22 protein-coding genes are annotated in these 22521 nt (G+C 60.8%); 14 read left to right on the forward strand and 8 right to left on the reverse strand.

From position 1 onward, the window contains the following. Window positions 1-50: 50 nt before the first annotated feature. Window positions 51-2924 (reverse strand): putative bifunctional diguanylate cyclase/phosphodiesterase, encoded by a 2874-nt coding sequence (locus IHQ43_RS29050; protein ID WP_192562896.1) that lies wholly within the window; start codon window positions 2922-2924, stop codon window positions 51-53. A 259-nt stretch (window positions 2925-3183) separates the two neighbouring features. Between IHQ43_RS29050 and uvrD the strand changes: the two genes are divergently transcribed. From uvrD to IHQ43_RS29070, 4 genes are all read left to right on the forward strand, one after another. Continuing rightward, window positions 3184-5367, forward strand: a complete 2184-nt coding sequence (uvrD, locus tag IHQ43_RS29055; protein ID WP_192562897.1) for a DNA helicase II — start codon at window positions 3184-3186, stop codon at window positions 5365-5367. Window positions 5368-5515: 148 nt separating this feature from the next. Next, window positions 5516-5956, forward strand: coding sequence for an EamA family transporter (locus IHQ43_RS29060; RefSeq protein WP_064379739.1), 441 nt, complete (start codon window positions 5516-5518; stop codon window positions 5954-5956). Between the two features lie 175 nt (window positions 5957-6131). Then, the gene (locus tag IHQ43_RS29065) at window positions 6132-7010 is read left to right on the forward strand and encodes a Tim44 domain-containing protein (RefSeq protein ID WP_039765060.1); all 879 of its coding nucleotides are present in this window, start codon (window positions 6132-6134) and stop codon (window positions 7008-7010) included. A gap of 138 nt (window positions 7011-7148) precedes the next feature. After that, the gene (locus IHQ43_RS29070; RefSeq protein WP_192562898.1) at window positions 7149-7556 is read left to right on the forward strand and encodes an SMI1/KNR4 family protein; all 408 of its coding nucleotides are present in this window, start codon (window positions 7149-7151) and stop codon (window positions 7554-7556) included. 21 nt (window positions 7557-7577) lie between these two features. Here the strand turns inward: IHQ43_RS29070 and IHQ43_RS29075 are convergent, their stop codons facing one another. After that, window positions 7578-9341 carry a cation:proton antiporter gene (locus IHQ43_RS29075; protein ID WP_085686044.1) on the reverse strand — a complete coding sequence of 588 codons (1764 nt, stop codon included), beginning with the start codon at window positions 9339-9341 and terminating at the stop codon, window positions 7578-7580. Between the two features lie 281 nt (window positions 9342-9622). Between IHQ43_RS29075 and IHQ43_RS29080 the strand changes: the two genes are divergently transcribed. Continuing rightward, window positions 9623-10105: an acyl-CoA thioesterase gene (locus IHQ43_RS29080; RefSeq protein WP_003229693.1), complete on the forward strand. Its 483-nt coding sequence runs from the start codon at window positions 9623-9625 to the stop codon at window positions 10103-10105. Between the two features lie 117 nt (window positions 10106-10222). Here IHQ43_RS29080 and pdxY read toward each other — a convergent pair whose 3' ends face one another. After that, entirely contained in the window at window positions 10223-11095 is an 873-nt protein-coding gene (gene pdxY, locus IHQ43_RS29085) for a pyridoxal kinase PdxY (protein ID WP_085686046.1), read from the reverse strand. Window positions 11096-11212: 117 nt separating this feature from the next. On the opposite strand from pdxY, the gene IHQ43_RS29090 reads away from it, so the two are divergent. Next, window positions 11213-11626 carry a DUF3301 domain-containing protein gene (locus IHQ43_RS29090; RefSeq protein ID WP_007954242.1) on the forward strand — a complete coding sequence of 138 codons (414 nt, stop codon included), beginning with the start codon at window positions 11213-11215 and terminating at the stop codon, window positions 11624-11626. Between the two features lies 1 nt (window position 11627). Here IHQ43_RS29090 and IHQ43_RS29095 read toward each other — a convergent pair whose 3' ends face one another. Further along, entirely contained in the window at window positions 11628-12599 is a 972-nt protein-coding gene (locus IHQ43_RS29095) for a CobW family GTP-binding protein (protein WP_192562899.1), read from the reverse strand. A 25-nt stretch (window positions 12600-12624) separates the two neighbouring features. Here IHQ43_RS29095 and IHQ43_RS29100 point away from each other — a divergent pair, with 25 nt between their 5' ends. Beyond that, window positions 12625-12981 carry an NADH:ubiquinone oxidoreductase gene (locus IHQ43_RS29100; protein ID WP_192562900.1) on the forward strand — a complete coding sequence of 119 codons (357 nt, stop codon included), beginning with the start codon at window positions 12625-12627 and terminating at the stop codon, window positions 12979-12981. 4 nt (window positions 12982-12985) lie between these two features. Here IHQ43_RS29100 and IHQ43_RS29105 read toward each other — a convergent pair whose 3' ends face one another. Further along, window positions 12986-13636 carry a DUF1826 domain-containing protein gene (locus tag IHQ43_RS29105; protein WP_192562901.1) on the reverse strand — a complete coding sequence of 217 codons (651 nt, stop codon included), beginning with the start codon at window positions 13634-13636 and terminating at the stop codon, window positions 12986-12988. Next, window positions 13636-14841 (reverse strand): zinc metallochaperone GTPase ZigA, encoded by a 1206-nt coding sequence (gene zigA, locus IHQ43_RS29110; RefSeq protein WP_192562902.1) that lies wholly within the window; start codon window positions 14839-14841, stop codon window positions 13636-13638. The genes IHQ43_RS29105 and zigA overlap by 1 nt, the downstream gene beginning before the upstream one ends. 224 nt (window positions 14842-15065) lie before the next feature. Between zigA and IHQ43_RS29115 the strand changes: the two genes are divergently transcribed. Then, on the forward strand, window positions 15066-15440 hold the full coding sequence (locus IHQ43_RS29115; RefSeq protein ID WP_192562903.1) for a glutamine synthetase: 375 nt from the start codon (window positions 15066-15068) through the stop codon (window positions 15438-15440). On the opposite strand, the gene IHQ43_RS29120 is transcribed toward IHQ43_RS29115, so the two are convergent. Then, window positions 15437-16636, reverse strand: a complete 1200-nt coding sequence (locus tag IHQ43_RS29120; protein ID WP_192562904.1) for an N-acetylmuramoyl-L-alanine amidase — start codon at window positions 16634-16636, stop codon at window positions 15437-15439. The two genes, IHQ43_RS29115 and IHQ43_RS29120, sit on opposite strands and share 4 nt — an antisense overlap. Window positions 16637-16720: 84 nt before the next feature. Between IHQ43_RS29120 and folE2 the strand changes: the two genes are divergently transcribed. Genes folE2 through IHQ43_RS29150 form a run of 6 tightly spaced genes read left to right on the forward strand, consistent with a single transcriptional unit; the run spans window position 16721 to window position 21933 of the window. Then, a complete protein-coding gene (folE2, locus tag IHQ43_RS29125; protein WP_192562905.1) occupies window positions 16721-17617 on the forward strand; it encodes a GTP cyclohydrolase FolE2 in 897 nt (298 codons plus the stop codon). Next, window positions 17614-18282, forward strand: a complete 669-nt coding sequence (locus IHQ43_RS29130) for a metal ABC transporter ATP-binding protein (protein WP_192562906.1) — start codon at window positions 17614-17616, stop codon at window positions 18280-18282. The genes folE2 and IHQ43_RS29130 overlap by 4 nt, the downstream gene beginning before the upstream one ends. Next, a complete protein-coding gene (locus IHQ43_RS29135) occupies window positions 18282-19148 on the forward strand; it encodes a metal ABC transporter permease (protein ID WP_085612445.1) in 867 nt (288 codons plus the stop codon). Before IHQ43_RS29130 ends, IHQ43_RS29135 begins: the two co-directional genes overlap by 1 nt. 11 nt (window positions 19149-19159) lie before the next feature. Continuing rightward, on the forward strand, window positions 19160-20035 hold the full coding sequence (locus IHQ43_RS29140) for a metal ABC transporter substrate-binding protein (RefSeq protein WP_192562907.1): 876 nt from the start codon (window positions 19160-19162) through the stop codon (window positions 20033-20035). Next, on the forward strand, window positions 20032-20592 hold the full coding sequence (locus IHQ43_RS29145) for a gamma carbonic anhydrase family protein (protein WP_192562908.1): 561 nt from the start codon (window positions 20032-20034) through the stop codon (window positions 20590-20592). Before IHQ43_RS29140 ends, IHQ43_RS29145 begins: the two co-directional genes overlap by 4 nt. Before the next feature lie 3 nt (window positions 20593-20595). Next, window positions 20596-21933, forward strand: a complete 1338-nt coding sequence (locus IHQ43_RS29150) for a dihydroorotase (RefSeq protein WP_192562909.1) — start codon at window positions 20596-20598, stop codon at window positions 21931-21933. Between the two features lie 45 nt (window positions 21934-21978). On the opposite strand, the gene IHQ43_RS29155 is transcribed toward IHQ43_RS29150, so the two are convergent. Further along, window positions 21979-22497 carry a DUF3617 domain-containing protein gene (locus IHQ43_RS29155; protein WP_179693199.1) on the reverse strand — a complete coding sequence of 173 codons (519 nt, stop codon included), beginning with the start codon at window positions 22495-22497 and terminating at the stop codon, window positions 21979-21981. Window positions 22498-22521 lie beyond the last annotated feature (24 nt).

Raw genomic sequence — 22521 nt, forward strand, 5'->3', positions numbered from 1 at the left:
TGCGTAACTCGATCCCCCCGGATCAGGCGACATGCGCTGCATGTAGCCCTTTACAGCGGTTTTTCCTGTTCACGCAGCAACGCGGCAAGGCCGACCGCCTCCACCGGACGGCTGATCAGATAGCCCTGCACTTCATCGCAACCTTCAGCTTTCAGAAACGCCAGTTGCTCGGATCGCTCGACACCTTCGGCGACAACTTTCAGTGACAGCCCATGAGCCATCGCAATGATCGCCCTGGTGATCGCCGCGTCTTCGCTACCCTCGCCCAACCCGCGAATAAAGGCCTGATCGATCTTCACGTAGTCCACCGGAATCCGCTTCAGATAGCTCAAAGACGAATACCCGGTGCCGAAGTCATCGATGGCCAGTTTCACCCCCAGATCCCGCAACTGCTGGAACGTGGCGATGATGTGTTCGACGCTGTCGAGCAGCTGGCTTTCGGTCAGTTCCAGTTCGAGGTAGTGCGGCGCCAGGCCGGTTTCCTCCAGCACCTGGCGCACCAGACTGACCAGTTTTCCCTGACGCAGCTGATGCACCGACAGGTTCACGGAAACCCGGATCGGTGCCAGTCCCTGCCGCTGCCATTCACACGCCTGCCAGCAGGCCTGACGCAGCACGAATTCGCCGATCGGCCCAATCAGCCCCGTCTCTTCGGCCAGGCCGATGAAATCTCCCGGAGGCACACGGCCCATGGTCGGGTGATCCCAGCGCACCAGCGCCTCCGCCGCGTTGAGACGGCCGGTCGCCAGGCACAGTTTCGGTTGATAGAAGACGTTGAGCTGCTTTTCCTCGATGGCTTTGCGCAGCTGGTTTTCCAGTTGCAGGCGCTCCAGCGTGCTGGCCTGCAGGCTGTCGGTGTAAAACTGGAAGTTGTTGCCGCCCAAGTGCTTGGCATGTTGCATGGCCATGTTCGACTGACTGACCAGCGCGGAAATCTCCCGGGCGTTGTCCGGCAGCATGCTGATGCCCATCGAGGCGCTGACCACCAGTTCATGCCCTTCCACGGTCAACGGCAGTCGCAGCTTGGTCGACAGTCGCGTGGCGACCCGCGCCAGGCTCGACAAGTTGCCGTAGGCGTCGAACAACACCGCGAACTCATCGCCGGACAGCCGGGCAATGGTGTCGGCCTCCGGCAAGGCGTTGACCAGCCGCCGGGACATCTTTTGCAGCAACTGATCGGCGATCTCGTGGCCGAGGCTGTCGTTGAGCAGCTTGAAGCGATCCAGATTGATGTGCAGCAGTGCCAGACTCCGGCGCCCGCCCTGCCGCACGCGTTGATGCGCTTCGTGCAGGCGTTCGCGGAACAGCGAGCGATTGGCCAGACCGGTGAGCTCGTCGTAGTGGGTCAGGTAGCGCATGCGCTCTTCGGATTCGCGGCGCGCCGACAGATCGGCGAAGAAACCGACGATATGACTCACATTTCCCCGACTATCACGCACGGCATTCAATTGCAGCCATTGCGGGTACAGCTCGCCGTTCTTGCGGGTTTCCACCAGTTCACCCTGCCAACTGCCGTGCTGCTCCAGCGCGTGGCGGATCGCGACGTAGTGCCGGCGGGCATCGCGGCTGCACGGCAATTCGACGACGTTGCGCCCGAGCATGTCGTCGATGTCATACCCGGTGACCCGGCTGAAGGCCTGGTTGATGGCGATCAGCGAATAATTCGGGTCGAGGATCACGATGCCTTCGCTGGCAGCCTCGAACACCGTCGCCGCCAATTGCTGCTGGGCTTCCAGGCTTTTGCTGACGCTGATGTCGCGGCGGGTGCCGACCATGCGGATGACCCGGCCGTTTTCGTCGCGCTCCACCGCTCGCCCACGGTCTTCGATCCAGACCCAGTGGCCATCGCCGTGGCGCACGCGGTATTCGATCTGATAATCCTCGGTGCGCCCCTTCAAGTGCTCGATCAACGCCCGTTTGAGCGGCGGCACATCTTCCGGGTGCAAGCGCGGTCGTAGATGCCTGAGCAGCCCGGTGACGTATTCCGGGTCAATGCCGAACAGTTCCTGAATCTGCGTGTGGTGAACTTCGTCGGTCTGCAGGTTCCAGTCCCACAGCCCCAGCTCACTGGCCTTCAACGCCAGCGCCAGGCGCGCCTCGCTCTTGCTCAGGGCCTGGTTGGCGACGTCCAGTTCCCGGCTGCGCTGGGCGACCCGGTCCTCCAGCTCGACCTGGGCTTCACGCAGCTTGCCCTCGGCGCAACGCCGGTGCTCGATTTCCTTCGCCAGCTCCTGATTGAGCTGTTCGCTGCGGGTTTGCGTTTGTTGCAGGTGCTCGATCAGATGCTGGTTCTGAAAACGCCGCAGCAAACCGCGATCGATCAACCGATTGACCTGCCACGCCACCACGCTCAGGGAGCCGAGCAGGATCAGCCCGAGCCAGCCCCAGCCGCGTGCCAGTTCGTCACCACCCCAGAACAGATAGCCGATGGCCGGCAGCAGACACGGCAAGGTAAAGGAAAGAAAAGCCGGAATACTCACGGCGTAGGCCACGCTGGCCGACAGGGTCGCGGCGCCGATGAGGCCGAACACCCAGGCCTGCTGCATGAAATTGTCGGCGGGGACCAAGGCGATGCCGGCGCCGGCCAGAGTCAGGCCGGTCATGGTGGAGCCGAGCAGGAACATTCGCCCCCAGATCGGCTGGGCCTGGCGATCGGGAATCGCCGAGTCGAACGCGGCGACCTGAATCACCCGCAACGCCACCAGCGACAACAGCCACACCAGCCAGACGCTGACCACGAAGTAACGCTGCGGACTCCAGAGCAGACCGGCGCAGACCAGACCATTGATCAACATGAACAGGGTGGGCAACAGCGAACCCTGATAAAGAAGGCGCGTGCGCTCGACCGCCATCTGGGTGGCGTAATGCTTGCGGATCACCCGGGGTTCCACAGAGGGGCCCGACAGGTCGAAGCTGAGGGTCATAGGCAACGTTCTTGTTCTTATAAGTGTGAGCATGCGCCCGGAAACGTGGACGGAGCATACACAAGCCGAACCACTTGCCAAACTGCCCCAGATCATAATTTCACCGAAACTTTTCAACCGCCCGTCACCCTCCAAAGCCCCCACGCCAGGCGGGCCAACGCCTGTAGCGGGTGACCGACCGGTCGTCACGGGCAGCACTTTCATCGGCTAATGCAAAGCTCGGTTTGCCCGGGCCTGCGGCGCACCCTAGAATGCCCCGATGCGCGATGATCTCTCCCTTCTGCTGAACTCCCTCAACGATGCCCAACGCCAGGCCGTAGCAGCCCCCGTTGGTCGTCAATTGGTCCTGGCCGGTGCCGGCTCCGGCAAAACCCGAGTGCTGGTGCACCGTATCGCCTGGTTGATCCAGGTCGAAAACGCCTCGCCCCACTCGATTCTGTCGGTGACCTTCACCAATAAGGCTGCTGCAGAGATGCGTCACCGCATCGAGCAATTGCTGGGCATCAACCCGGCCGGCATGTGGGTCGGCACCTTCCACGGCCTGGCGCACCGCCTTTTGCGGGCGCACTGGCAGGAAGCCGGGCTGAGCCAGACCTTCCAGATTCTCGACAGCGACGACCAGCAACGGCTGGTCAAGCGGGTGATCCGCGAGCTGGGGCTGGACGAGCAACGCTGGCCGGCCCGTCAGGCTCAGTGGTTCATCAACGGGCAGAAAGACGAAGGTCTGCGTCCGCAACACATTCAGGCCAGCGGTGATCTGTTCCTGGCCACCATGCGCGGCATTTATGAGGCGTACGAGGCGGCGTGCCAGCGTGCCGGCGTCATCGATTTCTCCGAACTGCTGCTGCGCGCCCTCGACCTGTGGCGCGACCACCCGGGCCTGCTGGCGCACTACCAGAAGCGTTTCCGACACATTCTGGTGGACGAATTCCAGGACACCAACGCCGTGCAGTACGCCTGGTTGCGTCTGCTGGGCAAGGGCGGCGACAGCCTGATGGTGGTCGGCGACGACGACCAGTCGATCTACGGCTGGCGCGGCGCGAAAATCGAGAACATCCACCAGTACTCCTCCGACTTCCCGGACTCGGTGACCATCCGTCTGGAGCAGAACTACCGCTCCACGGCCGGCATCCTCAAGGCCGCCAACGCCCTGATCGCCAACAACACCGGGCGTCTGGGCAAAGAACTGTGGACGGATGGCGGCGATGGCGACGCGATCAACCTTTACGCCGCCTTCAACGAACACGATGAAGCGCGCTACGTTGTCGAAACCATCGAAAGCGCGCTGAAAACCGGCCTTGCTCGCAGCGATATCGCGATTCTCTACCGCTCCAACGCCCAATCGCGCGTTCTGGAAGAAGCCTTGTTGCGCGAACGCATTCCGTACCGCATCTACGGCGGCCAGCGCTTCTTCGAGCGGGCGGAAATCAAGAACGCCATGGCCTACCTGCGTTTGCTGGAAGGTCGCGGCAACGATGCGGCGCTGGAACGGGTGATCAACGTCCCGGCGCGCGGCATCGGCGAGAAAACCGTCGAAGCGATCCGCGACCATGCCCGTCACAGCGATGTGTCGATGTGGGAAGCCATGCGCCAGCTGGTGGCCAACAAAGGCCTGACCGGTCGCGCCGCCGGTGCGCTGGGCGCGTTTATCGAACTGATCGAAAACCTCGCCGCCAAGTGCGCCGAGATGCCGTTGCACCTGATGACCCAGACCGTCATCGAGCAATCCGGGCTGATCGCCTACCACGAAGCGGAAAAAGGCGAGAAAGGCCAGGCCCGGGTGGAAAACCTTGAGGAACTGGTCAGCGCCGCGCGCAACTTCGAGAACACCGAAGAAGACGAAGAGCTGACGCCACTGGCGGCATTCCTCGGCCACGCTTCGCTGGAGGCCGGCGACACCCAGGCCGACGAACACGAAGACAGCATTCAACTGATGACACTGCACAGCGCCAAGGGCCTGGAATTCCCTTACGTGTTCCTGGTGGGCATGGAAGAAGGCCTGTTCCCGCACAAGATGAGCCTGGAAGAGCCAGGACGCCTTGAGGAAGAACGGCGTCTGGCCTACGTCGGCATTACCCGGGCGATGCAGAATCTGGTGATGACCTATGCTGAAACCCGACGTTTGTACGGCAGCGAAACCTACAACAAGGTGTCGCGTTTCGTACGGGAAGTACCGAAAGGCCTGATTCAGGAAGTGCGCCTGTCGAACAGCGTCAGCCGACCGTTCGGCGGTAACCAGTCGATGAGCGGCAGTAACCTGTTCAGCGGCGCCGAGATCCCGGAAACCGGCCTCAACCTCGGTCAGGCCGTGCGGCACTCGATCTTCGGCGACGGTGTGATCCTCAACTTCGAGGGCGCCGGCGCCCAGGCCCGGGTCCAGGTGAACTTCGCCGAAGGCAGCAAGTGGCTGATGCTCGGGTACGCGAAGCTGGAAGCTATTTAAGGGCAGCCCGTCGTTGCTCATCGTTCCCACGCTCTGCGTGGGAATGCATCCCGTGACGCTCTGCGTCACTGTGGACGCGGAGCGTCCATGGCGGCGTTAGCACGCAGAGCGTGGGAACGATCGGACACGAACACAGGAGGCAACATCCATGGGCTCGGGCTTCTTTTCTTCCTGGACGTTCTGGGCCCTGCTCTCGGCTACTTTCGCCGCGCTGACGGCCATCTTCGCCAAGATCGGCATCGAAAACGTCAACTCCGACTTCGCCACCCTGCTGCGCACAATCGTCGTATTGGTCAGTCTGGCCTTGATTTTGTACGCCACGGGCCAATATCAGTCCTTGGGATCGATCTCCGCCAAGAGCTACCTGTTCCTGCTGTTGTCGGGCCTGGGCACCGGTGCTTCGTGGCTGTGCTACTTCCGGGCGTTGAAAGTCGGGCCGGCATCGCTGGTCGCGCCGGTGGACAAGCTCAGTGTGGTCTTCGTGGCGGTGCTCGGTGTGATCCTGCTGGGCGAAAAACTTGACCTGCGCCAGTGGGGTGGAATCGGCCTGATCACTGCCGGCGTGGTGATGCTGGCCTTGCGGCGCTGATCTATTTCCTGCTGAACCTATCTCCTTTTCCTACAGACAAAAGTACATGGCCTTATTGCCCCGACCGAGCTGAACGTAACCTGTCAGGCAAAAGCCCGAAACACTCTCTCGCTAGCCAGTAACACTTCAGCTGTGCAACATGGCGCGCGTGTCTCCACAAACGGGAATTCCCTTTATGAAACGTTTTCTTAGCATCGCCATGGCGTTGTGCATCGGCCTGACGATGAGCCTCGACGCCAACGCCAAGCGCTTTGGTGGTGGCAAAAGCGCCGGCGCTGCGCCGACGCACCAGACCAGCCAGATGGCTCCTTCTTCCCCAGGCATGGGCGGCGCTGCGGCGACCGCTGGTGCTGCCGGTGCCGCGGGCGCTGCGGCCAAGGCCGGCGGTGCTTCGAAATGGCTCGGCCCTCTGGCCGGCATCGCGGCCGGTGGCCTGCTCGCTTCCATGTTCATGGGCGGCGGCTTCGAAGGCATGCAGTTCTTCGACATCCTGATCATGGCCGTGATCGCGTTCGTGATCTTCCGCTTCATCGCCGCCCGTCGCCGCAAGCAGCAGGAGCAGTTCGCTCCGGCCGGCGCGCCGATGCAGCGTGAAGTGTTCGAACAGAAGCCGGCAGCCATGGGTTCGATTTTCGGTGGTTCGGCCGCACCTGCTGCCGCCCGTCCGGTGATCAACGCGCCGGCCTGGTTCAACGAACAGCGCTTCCTCGAAGCTGCCCGCAGCCACTTCCAGGCGCTGCAGCAGCACTGGGACGCCAACGAAATGGACAAGATCGCCGAGTTCGTGACCCCGCAGATGTTCGAGTTCCTCAAACGCGAGCGCGCGGAACTGGGTGATGCCTTCCAGTCCACCTTCATCGACAACCTCCAGGTACAACTGGATGGCGTGGATGACCGTGCAGACAAGACCATCGCCACCCTGACCTTCAACGGCGTGTCGAAGACCTCGCGTTTCGACCAGCAGGGCGAAGTGTTCAGCGAAAGCTGGAACATGGAACGTCCACAGGGCGACAACCAGCCTTGGCTGGTCGCCGGTATCCGCCAGAACGGCTGATCACCTCCGACGTTTTACGCGCAGTAATGAAAACCCCGGCCTCGGCCGGGGTTTTCTATTTCGCGGTTGCATCTATAGCGAGCTACTGTATAAACCGGCCCATATAAACCGCGCCATTCAAGCAAGAGGATCCCGGACGTGGAAGAAATCATCGAACAACTGCGTGAAGCCAACGAACCCGTACCGGTTCCTTTGGAGTTGCCCGACGAAGACCAGTTGGTGGAAGTCGAAGAAGAACTCTTCATCAACATCCCGTTCGTCTTCAAGGAGTTTCTGCTGACCGTCAGTGACGTGGTTTACGGCAGCCTGGAGCCGGTGACCGTCACCGACCCGCAATCCCACACCTACCTGCCGGACGTCGCCGCCAACGCCTGGGATGCCGGTGTACCGCGTGACCTGATCCCGATCTGCCAGGACGGTGACGACTACTACTGCGTCGAAGAAGACGGCACCGTGGTGCTGTGGTCGGGCGAAGAAGAACTGATCACCGAAGAGTCCTGGGAGTCGGTCTGGCACTGGGCGCGGGACGTCTGGCTGGAAAGCTGAAACGCCCCACACCATGGGTGCTCAGTGCCCCGACGGCTCCTTGTGGTTGTCGAGGGTCTCCAGCAAGGCCACCTGCATCCGCGTGTGCACCCGGATGAACCAGCGCCAGAGCAGCGCCGCCACGGCGGCCGCGACCACGGCGATCAGCACCAGCAACTTGTTGGTCGGCAAGATACTGGCCGACAAGGCTGCCAGCAGCAGGAAAATCACCAGCAGCGAGATGATCGGGATCACTTCGGCGATCACCCGGCGCACTCGCTGTGTGTGACGACCGGCCATCTCCGGCTTCACGCCCATCTCCGCCAGCAGCATCGACAGCGCCTTGAGCTTGCGATAGGCCGCGATGAGGAACGGCAACGACACCAGCAACGCCCCGCCCCAGATCAACGCCTTCTGCCAGCTCGGATCACTGATCCAGTCCTGCATCCAGATCGAGAGACGTCCGGCAAAGAAAGCGCCGGCAAAGAAAATTGCGATCACCAGCGCCAGATTGACCCCGACCTGCAGCAGGATTCGCCGGATCATCGACGCCAGCATCGCGCCCTCACCCTGCGGCTGAATGCTGCGCAGCCATTCGCCGTACATTCCGAACACTCGACCGAGGCGCTGCGGCATGGCAGCGGACAACTTGATCGACAGCGGATCGGCAGCCCGGATGAGGTACGGCGTCAGCAACGTGGTAATCACCGAAACCGCCACGGCCACCGGATACAGGAAGTTGCTGGTGACCTGGAGGGTCATCCCCAGCGCCGCGATGATGAAGGAGAACTCGCCAATCTGCGAAAGCCCCATCCCGACCCGCAGTGAGGTGCGTCCGTCATTGCCGGCGATAAAGGCACCGAGGCCGCAGGACAACATCTTGCCCAGCACCACGGCGACGGTAATCACCGCAATCGGCCACGCGTATTGCAGAAGGATCATAGGATCAAGCATCAGGCCAATGGCGACAAAGAAGATCGCGCTGAACAGGTCGCGAACCGGCTCGATCAGGCGCTCGATTTTCAGCAGTTGCCGCGACTCGGCCATGATCGCGCCGATCAGGAACGCCCCCAGCACCATGCTGTATTCGAGTTTGACCACCAGCAAGCAGAAGCCGAAACACAGGCCCAGGACGGTGATCAGCAGCATCTCGTTGCTTTCGAATTTCGCCACGTAGGCCAACAGTCGCGGCACCAGCAGAATGCCAATCACCAGCGCGACGATCATGAACAGCGAAAGCTTGCCGACGGTGGAAAACACTTCGCCGGAACTCACCGTGCCGCTGACGGCGATGCTCGACAGCAAGGCGATGATGCCGATGCCGAGAATGTCCTCGACGATCAGCACGCCGAAAATCAGCTGCGCAAAGCGCTCGTTTTTCATCTTCAGGTCGTTGAGCGCCTTGACGATGATGGTGGTCGAGGAAATCGCCAGGATCGCGCCGAGGAACAGCGAATCCATGGTGTTCCAGTCGAACCAGCGGCCGATTTCGTAGCCGATCCAGATCATCAGGACAATTTCGAGGAACGCCGCGATGAATGCCGTGGCACCGACCTTGAACAGCTTGCGCAGGCTGAACTCCAGGCCCAGGCAGAACATCAGGAAAATCACCCCCAGCTCGGCGAGGGTCTTGATGGTTTCTTCGTCGTGGATCAGGCCGAACGGCGGTGTGTGCGGGCCGATAATGAAGCCGGCGACGATGTAGCCGAGCACCACCGGCTGCTTGAAGCGGTGGAACAGCACGGTCACCACACCTGCGACCAACATGATCACCGCCAGATCCTGAATAAAGCTGATGGCATGCATGGTGTGGGCTCCTTGAATGACGAGGCTCACGCAGGCATGGGAAATGTCTGGGCGAGCTGGGTAAAAATCCGCTTTAGGTGTAGGAATCGCCCTTGGGGTGGGCTTTTGCAGGGTAACACCGCGACTTCCGGCTGAAAGGCGGTGCAATATATGGAAACAGATCGATTCGGGCGTGACGGCGGCCAGTTGCCTGGCGTCCCGATAACGGTGCTTTTGAAAAGCGACCAGGCACCCGCAGAGGTGTTTCTTCCAGCAACCCTGCCTTGACCCGTGAGAACGTTATGGAACCCGGAAACGCCCAGCTGTCGATGACGGTACTGATGACCCCCGACATGGCCAACTTCTCTGGCAATGTCCACGGCGGCACCCTGCTCAAATACCTCGACGAAGTGGCCTACGCCTGCGCCAGCCGTTATGCCGGCCGCTACGTGGTAACCCTGTCGGTGGATCAGGTGATTTTCCGCGAGCCGATCCATGTCGGCGAACTGGTGACCTTTCTTGCGTCAGTGAACTACACCGGCAACACGTCGATGGAAGTCGGCATCAAAGTGGTAACCGAAAACATCCGCGAGCGCTCGGTGCGTCACACCAACAGCTGCTTTTTCACCATGGTCGCAGTGGACGATCAGCGCAAACCCGCCGCCGTACCGCCGCTGCAACCGCAGAACAGCGAAGACAAACGCCGCTACATGCAGGCGCAACAACGCCGGCAGATTCGTCAGGAGCTGGAAAAGCGCTATCAGGAAATCAAGGGCGACGCCTGATCAGCCCTTCGATCTACGGCGCACTGTAGATAGCTTTCGCGAGCAAGCCCGCTCCCACATTTGGAATGCGTTCCTCCTGTGGGAGCGGGCTTGCTCGCGAATGGGGGCAACTCGGTCTTACAGGCTGATCGGCGTGGCTTCGAACTTCACCCGAGGATGCGCAATCCGGTCCTGCGCCCGCACCAGTTGCAGCTCGTAACTGGCGCAGGCCTGGGTTTCCAGCAGTACCTCATGCACTGCCGCGGCGGTGAATTCGAACGCCGCCACCAGGCTGTCACCGAGCAGCACGCGCGCCAGGAACAGGCCGGACGTCAGATCGCCCACTCCAACCGGCTGACGGGGAAACGCCAGCAGCGGACGGCGCAGATGCCAGCTGCCCTCGGCCGTCACCAGCAACATCTCAAAGCCGTCCGCCGGTTTGCCCGGATAATCCAGATGCTTGACCAGCACCGCTTTCGGCCCACGTGCCAGCAGCGCCCGCGCCATCGCCAGGCAATCGAACAGCGACTGCGGCTTGCGCCCGGAGAAGCTGTCCAGCTCCAGTTGGTTCGGGCACATGAAATCCGCAACGGCGGCGGCTTCTTCCAGCAAGAAATCACTGACCTCGGCGGGAACGCTGCAACCCTTTTCCGGATGCCCCATCACCGGATCGCACAGATAAAGGGCTTTCGGGTTGACCGCCTTGATCCGCTCGATGCCACTGAGAATCGCCCGGCCCTGCGCTGCGCTGCCGAGATAGCCGGACAGTACCGCATCGCAATTGCCCAGCTCACCGATGGCGGCGATGCCTTCGACCAGTTCGGGGATCCGGTGCGGCGCCAGCACTTCTCCGGCCCACTGGCCATACTGCGTGTGGTTGGAGAACTGCACCGTATTGAGCGGCCAGACATTCACCCCGACCCGCTGCATCGGAAAAACCGCAGCGCTGTTACCGGCGTGGCCGAACACCACATGGGACTGGATGGCGAGCAGATGAGGCGTACGTTTCATTCGGGTTTTTCCGTAAAACGATTGAAATTCAAGCCGCGCAGTATGCGACGAAACACAGCCTGTACGACAGACCGGCGACGCAGTTAAGCTGACGCCATCATTTGGAGTTTCGTGTTGATGCTCACCCTGGAAAACATTTTCGTGCTGATGCTGTTCGCCGTCGCCGGTGCGTGGCTCTGGCACAACCATGGCCTGCGCGAGCGGGCGCTGGAGCGGGTCAAACAGCATTGCGTGAATGTCGGCGTCGAGTTGCTCGACGGTAACGTGGCGCTGAAGAAGATCGGCCTGATCAAGGACGCCAGCGGTCGGCGACGCCTGGCCCGGGTCTACAATTTCGAATTTACCGTGACCGGTGAGACCCGGCACAACGGCACCATCACCCAGTTTGGCGCGCACAGCGCCCAGATTGAGCTGGCGCCCTACCCGGCGCCGTTCGATGACACGCCGCCCGTGGTGGAAGTGACCAAGCCGCGTGGTGAAGTGATCGAGCTGAGCCAGTGGCGTCAGGAACACACCAAGTGGAAGCCTTGAATCAGCTTGCCTGAAGCCGACACCGGGCCAGTCCGGCCTGTAATTCACCGACCGCTTGCGGTTCGTCGAAAATCAGCTCGATCCGGGAATCCTTGCGCCATTCACTGGGCAGCCAGCTGAGCCCGGCATTATCCAGCGCATTGGCTGACTGCCAGCCGTCCGGGCTGTGAATCACCAGTTTGGCCCGGCGCCAGTTCAGGCTTTTCAGCCATTGGGTAATCCCCGATACGTCGAACAACTGGCTCGGATGCCATCGCCAACCGATGCTCCAGCCACCCTCCTGGGCCTGACTCAGGCAGATCGGCAGCGCCGGATCGCTCCAGATGGCCGGCTTCTGCGCCAGCCCCTGAGGCACGATCAACTTATCCACACTGGCTTGCGCCTGTGCCGTCAAACCCGGCAATTCGCTCAGCGACAACATTGCCTGTTGCGTCCAGATCAGTCGGACAGGCGGCAACTGTCGGGTGATTCGCTCACGCGTGGGCTCGTCGAGGTTTTCTGTCTTGTTCAATAGCAGCAGGCCCGCACTGGCCGAGGCCTCGTGCTGCGAGTCCGGCAGCGGTTTTCCTGCGGCGAGGGCCTGGGCATCCAGCACCAGCACGCAAGATTGTACGGCGAGTACGCCTTGCCACGGCGCCTCGTTCAGTTGCTTCAGCAACTGCGCCGGATGCCCGAGCCCCGAGGGCTCGATGAACAGACGATCCGGCCGCGCCTTGCGCAACAAACGCCCCAGACCAATCTGGAACGGCGCACCGTTCACGCAACATAAACAGCCCCCGGCTACTTCGCCCAGTGCGATACCATCGGCGTCGCGGGTCAACAGCGCAGCGTCGAGCCCGATCTGGCCGAACTCGTTGATCAGCACCGCCCACCGCTCGCCCGCCGGGCGCTGGGCCATGAGCTGGCGGATCAGGCTGGTCTTGCCCGCGCCCAAGGGGCCGGCGATGACGTGGGTAGGAATGTTCTGCAACATGATCAAGGTTTTCTGGAGGTCGAAGATGCGGTGGATGGGATGGTCGTTGCTGCTGACGCTGTTGTCGGGCGAGGCATTGGCACAGGCCTGCGTGGTACACAGTCAGGCAGAGCGGCTCGACGTGAAAGTCTGCCAGCAGAACCGCAACATCCCGGAAAAACTGTTCAACGACGGCTTCTGCCAGCCGACCCTGGCCGGGCAGAAAGTCGAGGTTCAATACGTCGACCAGTGCCCCGCCGGCGCATTCGGCGTGTGCATCAACGCGCAAGTCGCCAATATGCCTTATCGCCAGGATATCCACTATTACGGCGTGGCCACCGACGCCACGTATTTGCAGCCCTATTGCGAGGCCCAGAGCCAGGGGAAATGGCTCAAGCCCTGAGGCGCTAGCCGAGCCAGTCGAGGGTCAGCATCAGCCGCCGCTCACCCGGCGATGGTTGCGGCGAACGGTGGATCAGGCCGAAACCTTCGTTGCCGTGCCATTTTTCGCCCTTGAGCAATGCCACCTCGCCCCGACTCAATTGCTGAATCCGTGACGCTTCCTGCGGCTCGGCTTGCGGCTGGCCCAGTTGCCGACGATCCATCTGCCCTTCCCTTAGCCATTCACTGCCGACACCGGCGTACGTGGTGATCAACCGCACCGGCACATGATCGACGTGAAAACGCGGACACATGGCCTTGTCCAGCACTCGCAGGCGCAAGCCGATCCGCCGCGCGCCCAGCAGGCAGGCGAAGGCACCTACCAACCATTTCAGATCGGCGATAAACCCTTCGTAGCCTTCCAGATCGCGAAAGCCGCTGGCCAGCCCGGTGAGATCCGGTTCTGCGCCTTCGTCCGGCAATTCCAGGCACAGCGCCTCGGCGTAAGGTTCGTTCAGAGACAGCAACAAATCCGCAAATTCGGCAATGTGCAGCGGAAGTTGGCGTTGCCAGACCGCGAGGTTGGTCTCATCGTCAAGAATGTCCGCCAGCGCCTGCGGGGTCTGACCGAAAGACTGATGACGCGTGCTGCCTGGCAGCGGTTTCAGGGCGAGCATCAGGCGACCTCGTCGTGCCAGGAGCCAAACGGATCGCGCAGTTGTAGCCAGCCTTGAGTACCGAGCGCCATTTCGTCATCGGTCAGCAGGCAATCATCGAGTTCCGACGACAGCTGTGCGAAATCGATGTTCTGCCCGATAAACACCAGCTCCTGGCGACAGTCGCCTACGCTGGCGATCCAGTTTTCCATGATCGCGGCGGTACTTTCCTGATCCTGCGGCCACTGCTCTTTTGGCACGAAGCGCCACCAGCGCCCGGCGAAACCGTGGCGCATCAGGCCACCTGCCTGGGACCAGCTACCGGCGTCGGTGGGTTTGCTAGCCAGCCAGAAGAAGCCCTTCGAGCGCAGCAGTTTGCCGTTTACCCAAGGGCGATCGATGAAGTCGAAGAAGCGCTGCGGATGAAAGGGCCGGCGTGCCCGATAGGCCGTGGATGCGATGCCGTACTCCTCGGTCTCCGGCACATGTTCCCCACGCAGTTCCTTCAACCAGCCCGGGGCCTGGGCGGCTTTTTCGAAGTCGAAACGACCGGTATTGAGAATTTTCTCCAGCGGTACTTCACCCATGACCATCGGGATGATTTCGGCCTGAGCGTTAAGGCGTCTGAGAATGGCCATCAACTCTTCCCGCTCGCGGCTGCTGATCAGGTCGATCTTGCTGATCAACAGGACGTCGGCGAACTCGATCTGCTCGATCAGCAGATCGGTGATCGAGCGCTCATCTTCTTCACCGAGGAATTCACCACGGGACGCAAGGTTTTCAGCGGCCTGGTAGTCCGGGAGGAAGTTCATACCGTCGACTACAGTGACCATGGTGTCGAGGCGAGCGACGTCAGCGAGGCTTTGCCCCTGCTCATCACGGAAAGTGAATGTTTCTGCCACGGGTAACGGCTCGGAGATTCCCGTGGATTCGATCAGCAAGTAATCGAAGCGGCCTTCACGGGCCAACTGGCTGACCTCTTCCAGCAGGTCCTCGCGTAACGTACAGCAGATACAGCCGTTGCTCATTTCCACGAGCTTCTCTTCGGCACGGTTCAGGCTGACATCACGCTGGACTTCGCTGCCATCGATATTGATCTCGCTCATATCGTTGACGATAACGGCGACGCGCAGATCGTCTCTGTTACGTAGTACGTAATTCAAAAGTGTACTTTTTCCGGCACCGAGAAAGCCGGACAAAACGGTCACGGGAAGTCGGGAAGACATTGGATAAACCTCATCAGACGGTCGCTAAACAGCGCTGGAGGCTCTCGGGGGCGCGCGTTCTTGGGCTTCGATGAGATCACCAGGGAAGCGGACGCTTGAAAAGGAAGCCACGGAAAGCCTTGCCTGATTAATGTTATAGTATAACAACAAAATCAATCCACTCTCTTCTTGCCCAAAGTGACAAAGGGCCGGAAGCTGCAATCAGGTCGTCGCCGAGTTACGTCATGAAAACCGCGCTGAAATACTCGTTTATCTGCTTGGCATTGCTGACGCTGAACGCCGAAGCACAAGTGCCGGGGGTCGCCAATTGCACGCGCAGCGCAAACCTTTTGGCGTGCATCGATGGCAACGGCAACGCCTATAGCGTCAACACCGTCGGCAGCACGATTTACCTGCGCGGATTCGAGAAAGCAGGCAACCGCTACTGGGCACAAACCAACAGCCGCTACGGACAACTGACGTTCTTCACCGGCATCGCATCTGATGGAGAAGCCTGGGTTGGCTACAACCGGCGAGTGGGCTGGACGACGATCAATCGATTCTCCAGCTCAGGCGGCAGCAGTGCGAAGTTCACCTGCAGCCGGATCTCGGGCTGCTAAACCCGCGATCCTTTCTGCTCCTGTTGCCATGCCATATAGCTGTCGACAGGTGGATTTTTCTGGAAATAGCGCTGCAAGCCCTCAAACAAACCGTCTGCCACAGCCTGCTGATGACGCGCAGTCACCAAGCGCTGACGGTCTCTCGCGTTAGAAATGAACCCGGTTTCCACCAGGATCGATGGCACATCCGGCGATTTCAAAACGGCAAATCCAGCCTGCTCCACGCGCTTTTGATGCAGCGTGGTGATGCCGGCCAGGCTGCCCAGCACCGTACTTCCGAGCTGTAGACTGGCGGCGATTGTCGCGTTCATCGACATGTCGAGAATCACGCCAGCGAGCATTGGATCTTTGTCCTTGAGATTGAGCAGGCTGGTCGCGCCAAGCAGGTCCACACCGTTTTCCCGCTGCGCCATGAACCGTGCGGTGGCGGACGTCGCGCCGCCTTCGGACAAGCAATACACCGACGCTCCAGAGGCCGTCAGACGCGGCGCAGCATCGGCGTGCACCGAGATGAACATATCGGCCTTGTACTGACGCGCGATCTCCACACGCTTGCGTAACGGGACGAAGAAATCGTCGTTACGCACCAGCTTCACATCGAAACCCTTCTCTCGTTTGAGCCGACGTGCGAGCAGTTGTGCTATGGACAACACCACATCCTTTTCGCGCTCGCCCTTGGCGCCAATTGCACCCGGATCTTTTCCGCCATGTCCAGGGTCGACCACCACCATGATGTCGCGCTTGGGGTGAGATTTTTCGTTGGGTGTTTCACGTGGAACGCTCGCAGGCAGTCCTGATGATGCACTCATCAAGTCCAAAACCAGGCGATGTCCTTGCCCATCCTGAGGCGCCAACAAGAATGAATTGAGCTCAACCGGACTGCTTAGATCCAGCACGATTCGGGTGTTTCCCTTGCCAAACGGGCCGGAGCGAATCGTGCGAATCGGGGTGCCGGATAACACCAATTGACTGAAATCCCCATTCAGACTGGCCCCACTCAAATCGATGATCAACCGTTCAGGCGTGCTCAAGGTGAACGTCTTGTAGCTCACGGGACCACTCAGATCGAACACCAGCCTCAGCTTGTCATCCGAACGCCAAAGCCGCGCATTGCGTATCTGCGTGGCGGACACCGAAAAAGGCAAAACAAAGGCCGCGCTGGCCAGCATCAGGTTGAGCAAGTGGCGTCTGTGCATATGAAAGCCTGTTCATGAAAAAGGCATCGTGGTTTGAATTGTTATAATGTAACATCAAATTCAATCACCATGATGGAACTGCTCATGAACGCGCTGACTTTGCCGGATGTCGCGGCTCAAGCCGCCCGCCAGGCCCTGCCTCTCGAATGGGTGGGGATGTGCGGCATCGCATTACCTGTGTTTATCGAAGGCCAACGCCTGGCTGCCAAAGCGGATGCAGGCGTCAGTCTTGATGATGGAGACGCACGCGGCATCCACATGTCACGGCTCTATCTGGGGCTGGAAGCACTGGAGCAGCAGAACCTTTCCCCCGCCCTTTTGCGTCAAGTTCTGCAGCGTTTTCTCGACAGCCACGAAGAACTGTCCGAAGCCGCTTATCTGAACATCCACACTGATTTGCTGCTGAGAAGGCCGGCACTGGTCAGTCCTTTGGCAGGATGGAAAACCTATCCAGTTACCCTTTCAGCCCGGCTGAACAACAAAGTGTTCCACGTGGAACTGAAAATTGACGTCGCGTATTCCTCAACCTGCCCATGTTCTGCAGCATTGGCGAGACAGTTGATCCAGCAACAATTCGTCGACGACTTCGCCAACAAACCGCTGCAACACGCCGATGTGTTGGCATGGTTGGGCTCGACCCAAGGCATCGTGGCCACACCTCACAGCCAACGCAGTACTGCACAACTGCATCTACACCTGGACGAGTTCGTCGACGAGCTACCGCTGACGTCCATCATCAACGACGCCGAAGCAGCCCTGGGCACCGCCGTGCAAACCGCGGTGAAACGCGCCGATGAACAAGCCTTCGCCCTCGCCAATGGCCAGAACCTGATGTTCTGCGAAGACGCTGCCCGACGCCTGAACCTGGCACTGCGTCGTTCACCCGGCGTCAGCGAGTTTCATATACGAGTCATCCACGCCGAAAGCCTTCATGCTCACGACGCCGTCGCCGAGAGTCATTGGCGCCGGGGGCAGCCATGATTCGCTGCCACAATCTGAGCTGGGGAATAACTGGTCAACCGCTTACTGTACCGCTCGACCTGAGGTTGGAAAGCGGCAGCCTGACGGCAATTATCGGCGTCAACGGCAGCGGCAAAAGCAGCCTGCTCAAAGTCATCGCCGGGTTACAGCGACCGCTGGCCGGCAGAGTCGAACTGGGTGTTCCACGCCAAAGCGGCTTGTCCTTCCTGCCTCAGCAACAGCATCTGGATCGACAGTTTCCGATCAGCCTTCAGGAACTGGTGGCGGCCGGTTTCTGGGGACGCCGACTGTCATCGCAACTGAGGGCCCAACGTCTCGAATCCGCACTGGAAGACTGGCACCTGAGCGGACTGGAACATCGTCCCCTGATGGCCCTCTCCGGCGGCGAACTGCAACGCGCCCTTCTCGCTCGATTGAGTCTGGCCGACACACCGTTGCTGTTGCTCGACGAACCCCATGCCGCGCTCGACGAACTGGGTCAGACATTGTTGTGGCAACACCTGCACGCCTGGCACGAACAAGGACGAACCCTGGTCGTGGTTTGCCATGACCTTGCCGCCGTGCGCCAACACATTCCACAAACCTTGCTGATCAAACAGAGCGGCTGCGCATTCGGTAGCAGCGCCGACCTCATTCAGCAAACACCGCACACACAGGTGGCCTGATGCTGACGCTCAGTCATTTATGGCAACCGTTCCACGAGTTCGTTTTCATGCGTCGGGCCCTGCTCGGCGGTCTGGTACTGGCATGCAGCACCGCACCACTGGGCGTGTTTCTGATCCTGCGCCGGATGAGCCTCATCGGCGACGCCGTCGCCCACGGCATCCTCCCCGGTGCCGCGTTGGGATTCTGGTTCGCCGGGCTGAGCCTGCCAGCGCTGACCCTCGGCGGCCTTGGTGCCGGCCTGAGCATGGCCGGACTCGCCGCGTGGATCACCCGACGCACCGGCCTGCGTGAAGACGCCAGCCTCGCCGCGATCTATCCCATCTCGCTGGCCAGCGGCGTGCTGATTCTGGGGATCGCCGGCAAGCGACTGGATTTGCTGCACCTGCTGTTCGGCTCCGCACTGGCGGTGGACGGACCGACCCTCAACGGCATGTTGTGGGTATCGGCACTCAGCCTGATGGCCATGGCGTTGATCTACAAACCGTTGCTACTCGACACGCTCGATCCGTTTTTCCTGCGCACGGTCAGCCGACTCGGCCCCGTCGCCCACGGCGTGTTCCTGACGCTGGTGGTGCTCAATCTGGTGATCGGTTTCCAGGCCATCGGCGCCTTGATGGTGGTCGGCCTGATGATGCTGCCCGCCGCCGCCTCACGCTTCTGGAGCCGACGCCTGCCGGTCCTGATTGCCATCGCCGCGCTCATCGGTTGCGCATCGGTATGGCTTGGACTGTTGCTGTCGTTCTACTACTCGCTGCCCAGCGGCCCGGCCATCGTGCTGGTCGCCGGTGGCGGTTACCTGTTGTCCGTGGTGTTCGGACCGGTTCACGGTCTGTTGCGCCGCCCGCCTTTGCTCACATCCCAATGAGGTGTTTCCCGATGCGCGCTCTACTCGTGCTGTTCAGCCTGATGCTGTCGATGTCGTTATCGGCGGCGGAAAAACTGCCGGTGGTCACCAGCTTCAGCATCCTCGCCGACATGGTGCATCAGGTCGGCGGCGAGCACATCCAAATCACCAACATGGTCGGTCCTGACGCCGATGCCCACACTTACGAGCCCACTCCGGATGACGCCAAGGCCCTGCTCAAGGCGAAATTGATCGTCAAGAACGGGCTGGGTTTCGAGCCCTGGCTGGATCGGCTGGTCGCCAGCACCGACACAAAGGCCCCGGTGATCAGCGCCAGTCGCGGCGTGATTCCACGTTCGCTGGATGAAGATGGCGAAACCGTTCCCGACCCTCACGCCTGGCACAACCTGGCGAACGCCGAGCTGTACGTCGCCAACATTACCAAGGCGTTGATCGCTGCCGACCCGGCGAACAAAGCCGACTACGAGCGCAACAGCCAGGCTTACCTGAAACAGATCTACGCCCTCCTCGCCCAAGCGAAAGCCAAGCTCGGTTCACTGCCGCCGGGCAACCGCAAGATCGTCACCAGCCACGATGCCTTCGGTTATCTCGGTCAGGCCTACGGTATCGACTTCATGGCGCCACAAGGTCTGTCCACCGAACGCGAACCCTCCGCTGCCGAAGTCGCCGCGCTGATCACCCAGATTCGCCAGGCCAAGGTCAAAGCGGTGTTCATGGAAAACATCAAGGACGCGCGCCTGCTGAAACAGATCGCCGACGAAAGCGGCGCACACATCGGCGGCACGCTGTACTCCGACGCACTCGCCGCCAGCGGTCCGGCCAGCACCTTCACCGGGCTGTTCGAATACAACCTCAACACTCTTTACCAAGCCCTGAGCCAACCATGATCCGTAAAAATCCTTCCGGTGATTTGCCGCAGATTGCCGAGTCTGCCTACGTCGATAAAACCGCGATCATCTGCGGCAAAGTGGTGATCGGCGAAAACGTGTTCGTCGGCCCGTACGCGGTGATCCGCGCCGATGAAGTGGACGCCGCCGGCGAGATGGAACCGATCACCATCGGCGCCAATTCGAACATCCAGGACGGCGTGGTCATCCACTCCAAATCCGGCGCGGCGGTGACCATCGGCGAATTCAGCTCCATCGCCCACCGTTCGATCGTGCATGGCCCGTGCACGGTCGGCGACCGGGTGTTCATCGGCTTCAACAGCGTGCTGTTCAACTGCGTTGTAGGGAACGGTTGCGTGGTGCGGCACAACTCGGTGGTCGACGGCCGGGATCTGCCGGACGCGTTCTACGTGCCCTCCACCACCCGCATCGGCCCGGGCACCGACCTCTCGCAATTCCCGCCGGTGAGCGTAAGCGCTTCGGAGTTTTCCGAAGACGTGGCGCGCACCAACGTCGACCTGGTGCGCGGCTACAAAGCCCTGCAGAACGAGTTTTGAATCATGAGCAGTGTGCTGATTCGCAATGCGCGGCTGGTGAACGAGGGTCGTGAATTCGACGCCGATCTGTTGGTCAGCAACGGGCGTATCGTCAAGATCGCCGGCAGTATCGAAGGTGAAAACGCGACCCGGGAAATCGACGCCAACGGCCAATGGCTGCTGCCGGGAATGATTGACGACCAGGTGCATTTCCGTGAGCCGGGTGCGCCGGCCAAGGGCAGCATCTACACCGAATCCCGTGCAGCCGTGGCCGGTGGCATCACCAGTTTCATGGACATGCCCAATACCAACCCAGCCACTCTGACCCTTGACGCGCTGGCCGACAAAAAGCGCCGGGCAGCGATCAGTTCGGTGGCCAACTACGGTTTTCACTTTGGCGTCAGTCACGACAATCTGGACACGGTCGCAGCGCTCAATCCCTGCGAAGTGGCCGGGGTCAAAGTATTCATGGGCGCGTCCACCGGCAACATGCTGGTGGACGACCCCAACACCCTCGAGCGCCTGTTCGCTGAAGTGCCGACGATTCTGCTGGCTCACTGTGAACACACACCGAGCATCGAAAAGAATGCCGCGAACCTGCGCGAGCGGTTCGGTAACCAACTGCCACCCAATGCCCACGCGCTGATCCGCAATGCCGACAGCTGCTTTCGCTCATCGTCCCTGGCGGTGGATCTGGCCAGGCATCACGGCACTCGCCTGCACGTACTGCACCTGACCACGGCCCGCGAGCTGGCCCTGTTCGAAGACAAACCACTGACGCAAAAACGCATCACCGCCGAAGTCTGCCTGCACCACTTACTGTTCGATGACCGTGACTATCCGAACCTCGGCAACCTGATCAAATGCAATCCGGCGATCAAGTCCCAGGCCGATCGTGACGCCCTCCGCCAGGCGCTGCTGAGCAATCGACTGGACGTGATCGGCAGCGATCACGCGCCGCACACCTGGGCGGAAAAACAGCAAGCGTATGAACAGGCACCGTCGGGACTGCCACTGGTGCAGCACGCACTGCCGGCGTTATTGGAACTGGTGGCCGATGGCGTGTTGCCGATCACCACGCTGGTGGCGAAGACCAGCCACCGGGTGGCGGATCTGTTTGCCATTCCGGATCGCGGTTACTTGCGTGAGGGGTATTGGGCGGATCTGGTGTTGATTCAACCGGAGCCCAAGGGTGTCGCGGTGTCACGCCAGCCGGTTCTGTCGCAATGCGGCTGGACGCCCTTCGCTCAGCGCAGCTTTCGGCATCGGGTCAGCACGACGATGGTATCGGGGCAGATTGCATGGCATGACCAACGGATCCATGACAACTGTCAGGGATTACCCCTGCGGTTCATGCGCTGAAAAAAACCGCCTCCACTTGATGTGGAGGCGGTTTCGATAGTGACGTTACGCTCTCGGTTTGACTGTGCCGCAATCCTGACCCAGCCAGACTGCCCGGGTTTCCAGACTGCCCTTCTGGTTGATCCCGATGGCGTTGAAAGTGCCATTGGCGACGGTGGTGAACTCGCGGTCACTGAGGAACGTCGCAACACCGGTGCCTTGGGCTTTCGGGCAACTGAAGCGGAATTTCCACTGGTTGCCGACACGCTCGGTGATCTGCTGTTTGCAGCCCGACTGCGGGTCCGCCAGAGGAATATCGTTGGTCGCCACTTGCTGCGGCGTCAGGCAGGCGCGGATGCCCTTGCCGCCGATGTTGATCCCCTGCTTCTCCAGTTCCGCCCGCTGCTGCGGGGTCATCTGCCCCTGCAACTGGCCGAGGATCGATTGCACATCCATGACCTGATCATCGACCTTCACATTGCTCGACGTCATTTCCCACAACCCCGGCTGCAGCATTTGCGCCTGAGCAACCACCGGCAAGGCCAAACCCAGGCCCAGCGCCAAACCCAGCAGACGAACGTTCATTGAAAAACTCCTGATCAGTAGTGG

Origin of the sequence: Pseudomonas gozinkensis (assembly GCF_014863585.1) — a bacterium.
Taxonomy (GTDB): Bacteria; Pseudomonadota; Gammaproteobacteria; order Pseudomonadales; family Pseudomonadaceae; genus Aquipseudomonas; species Aquipseudomonas gozinkensis.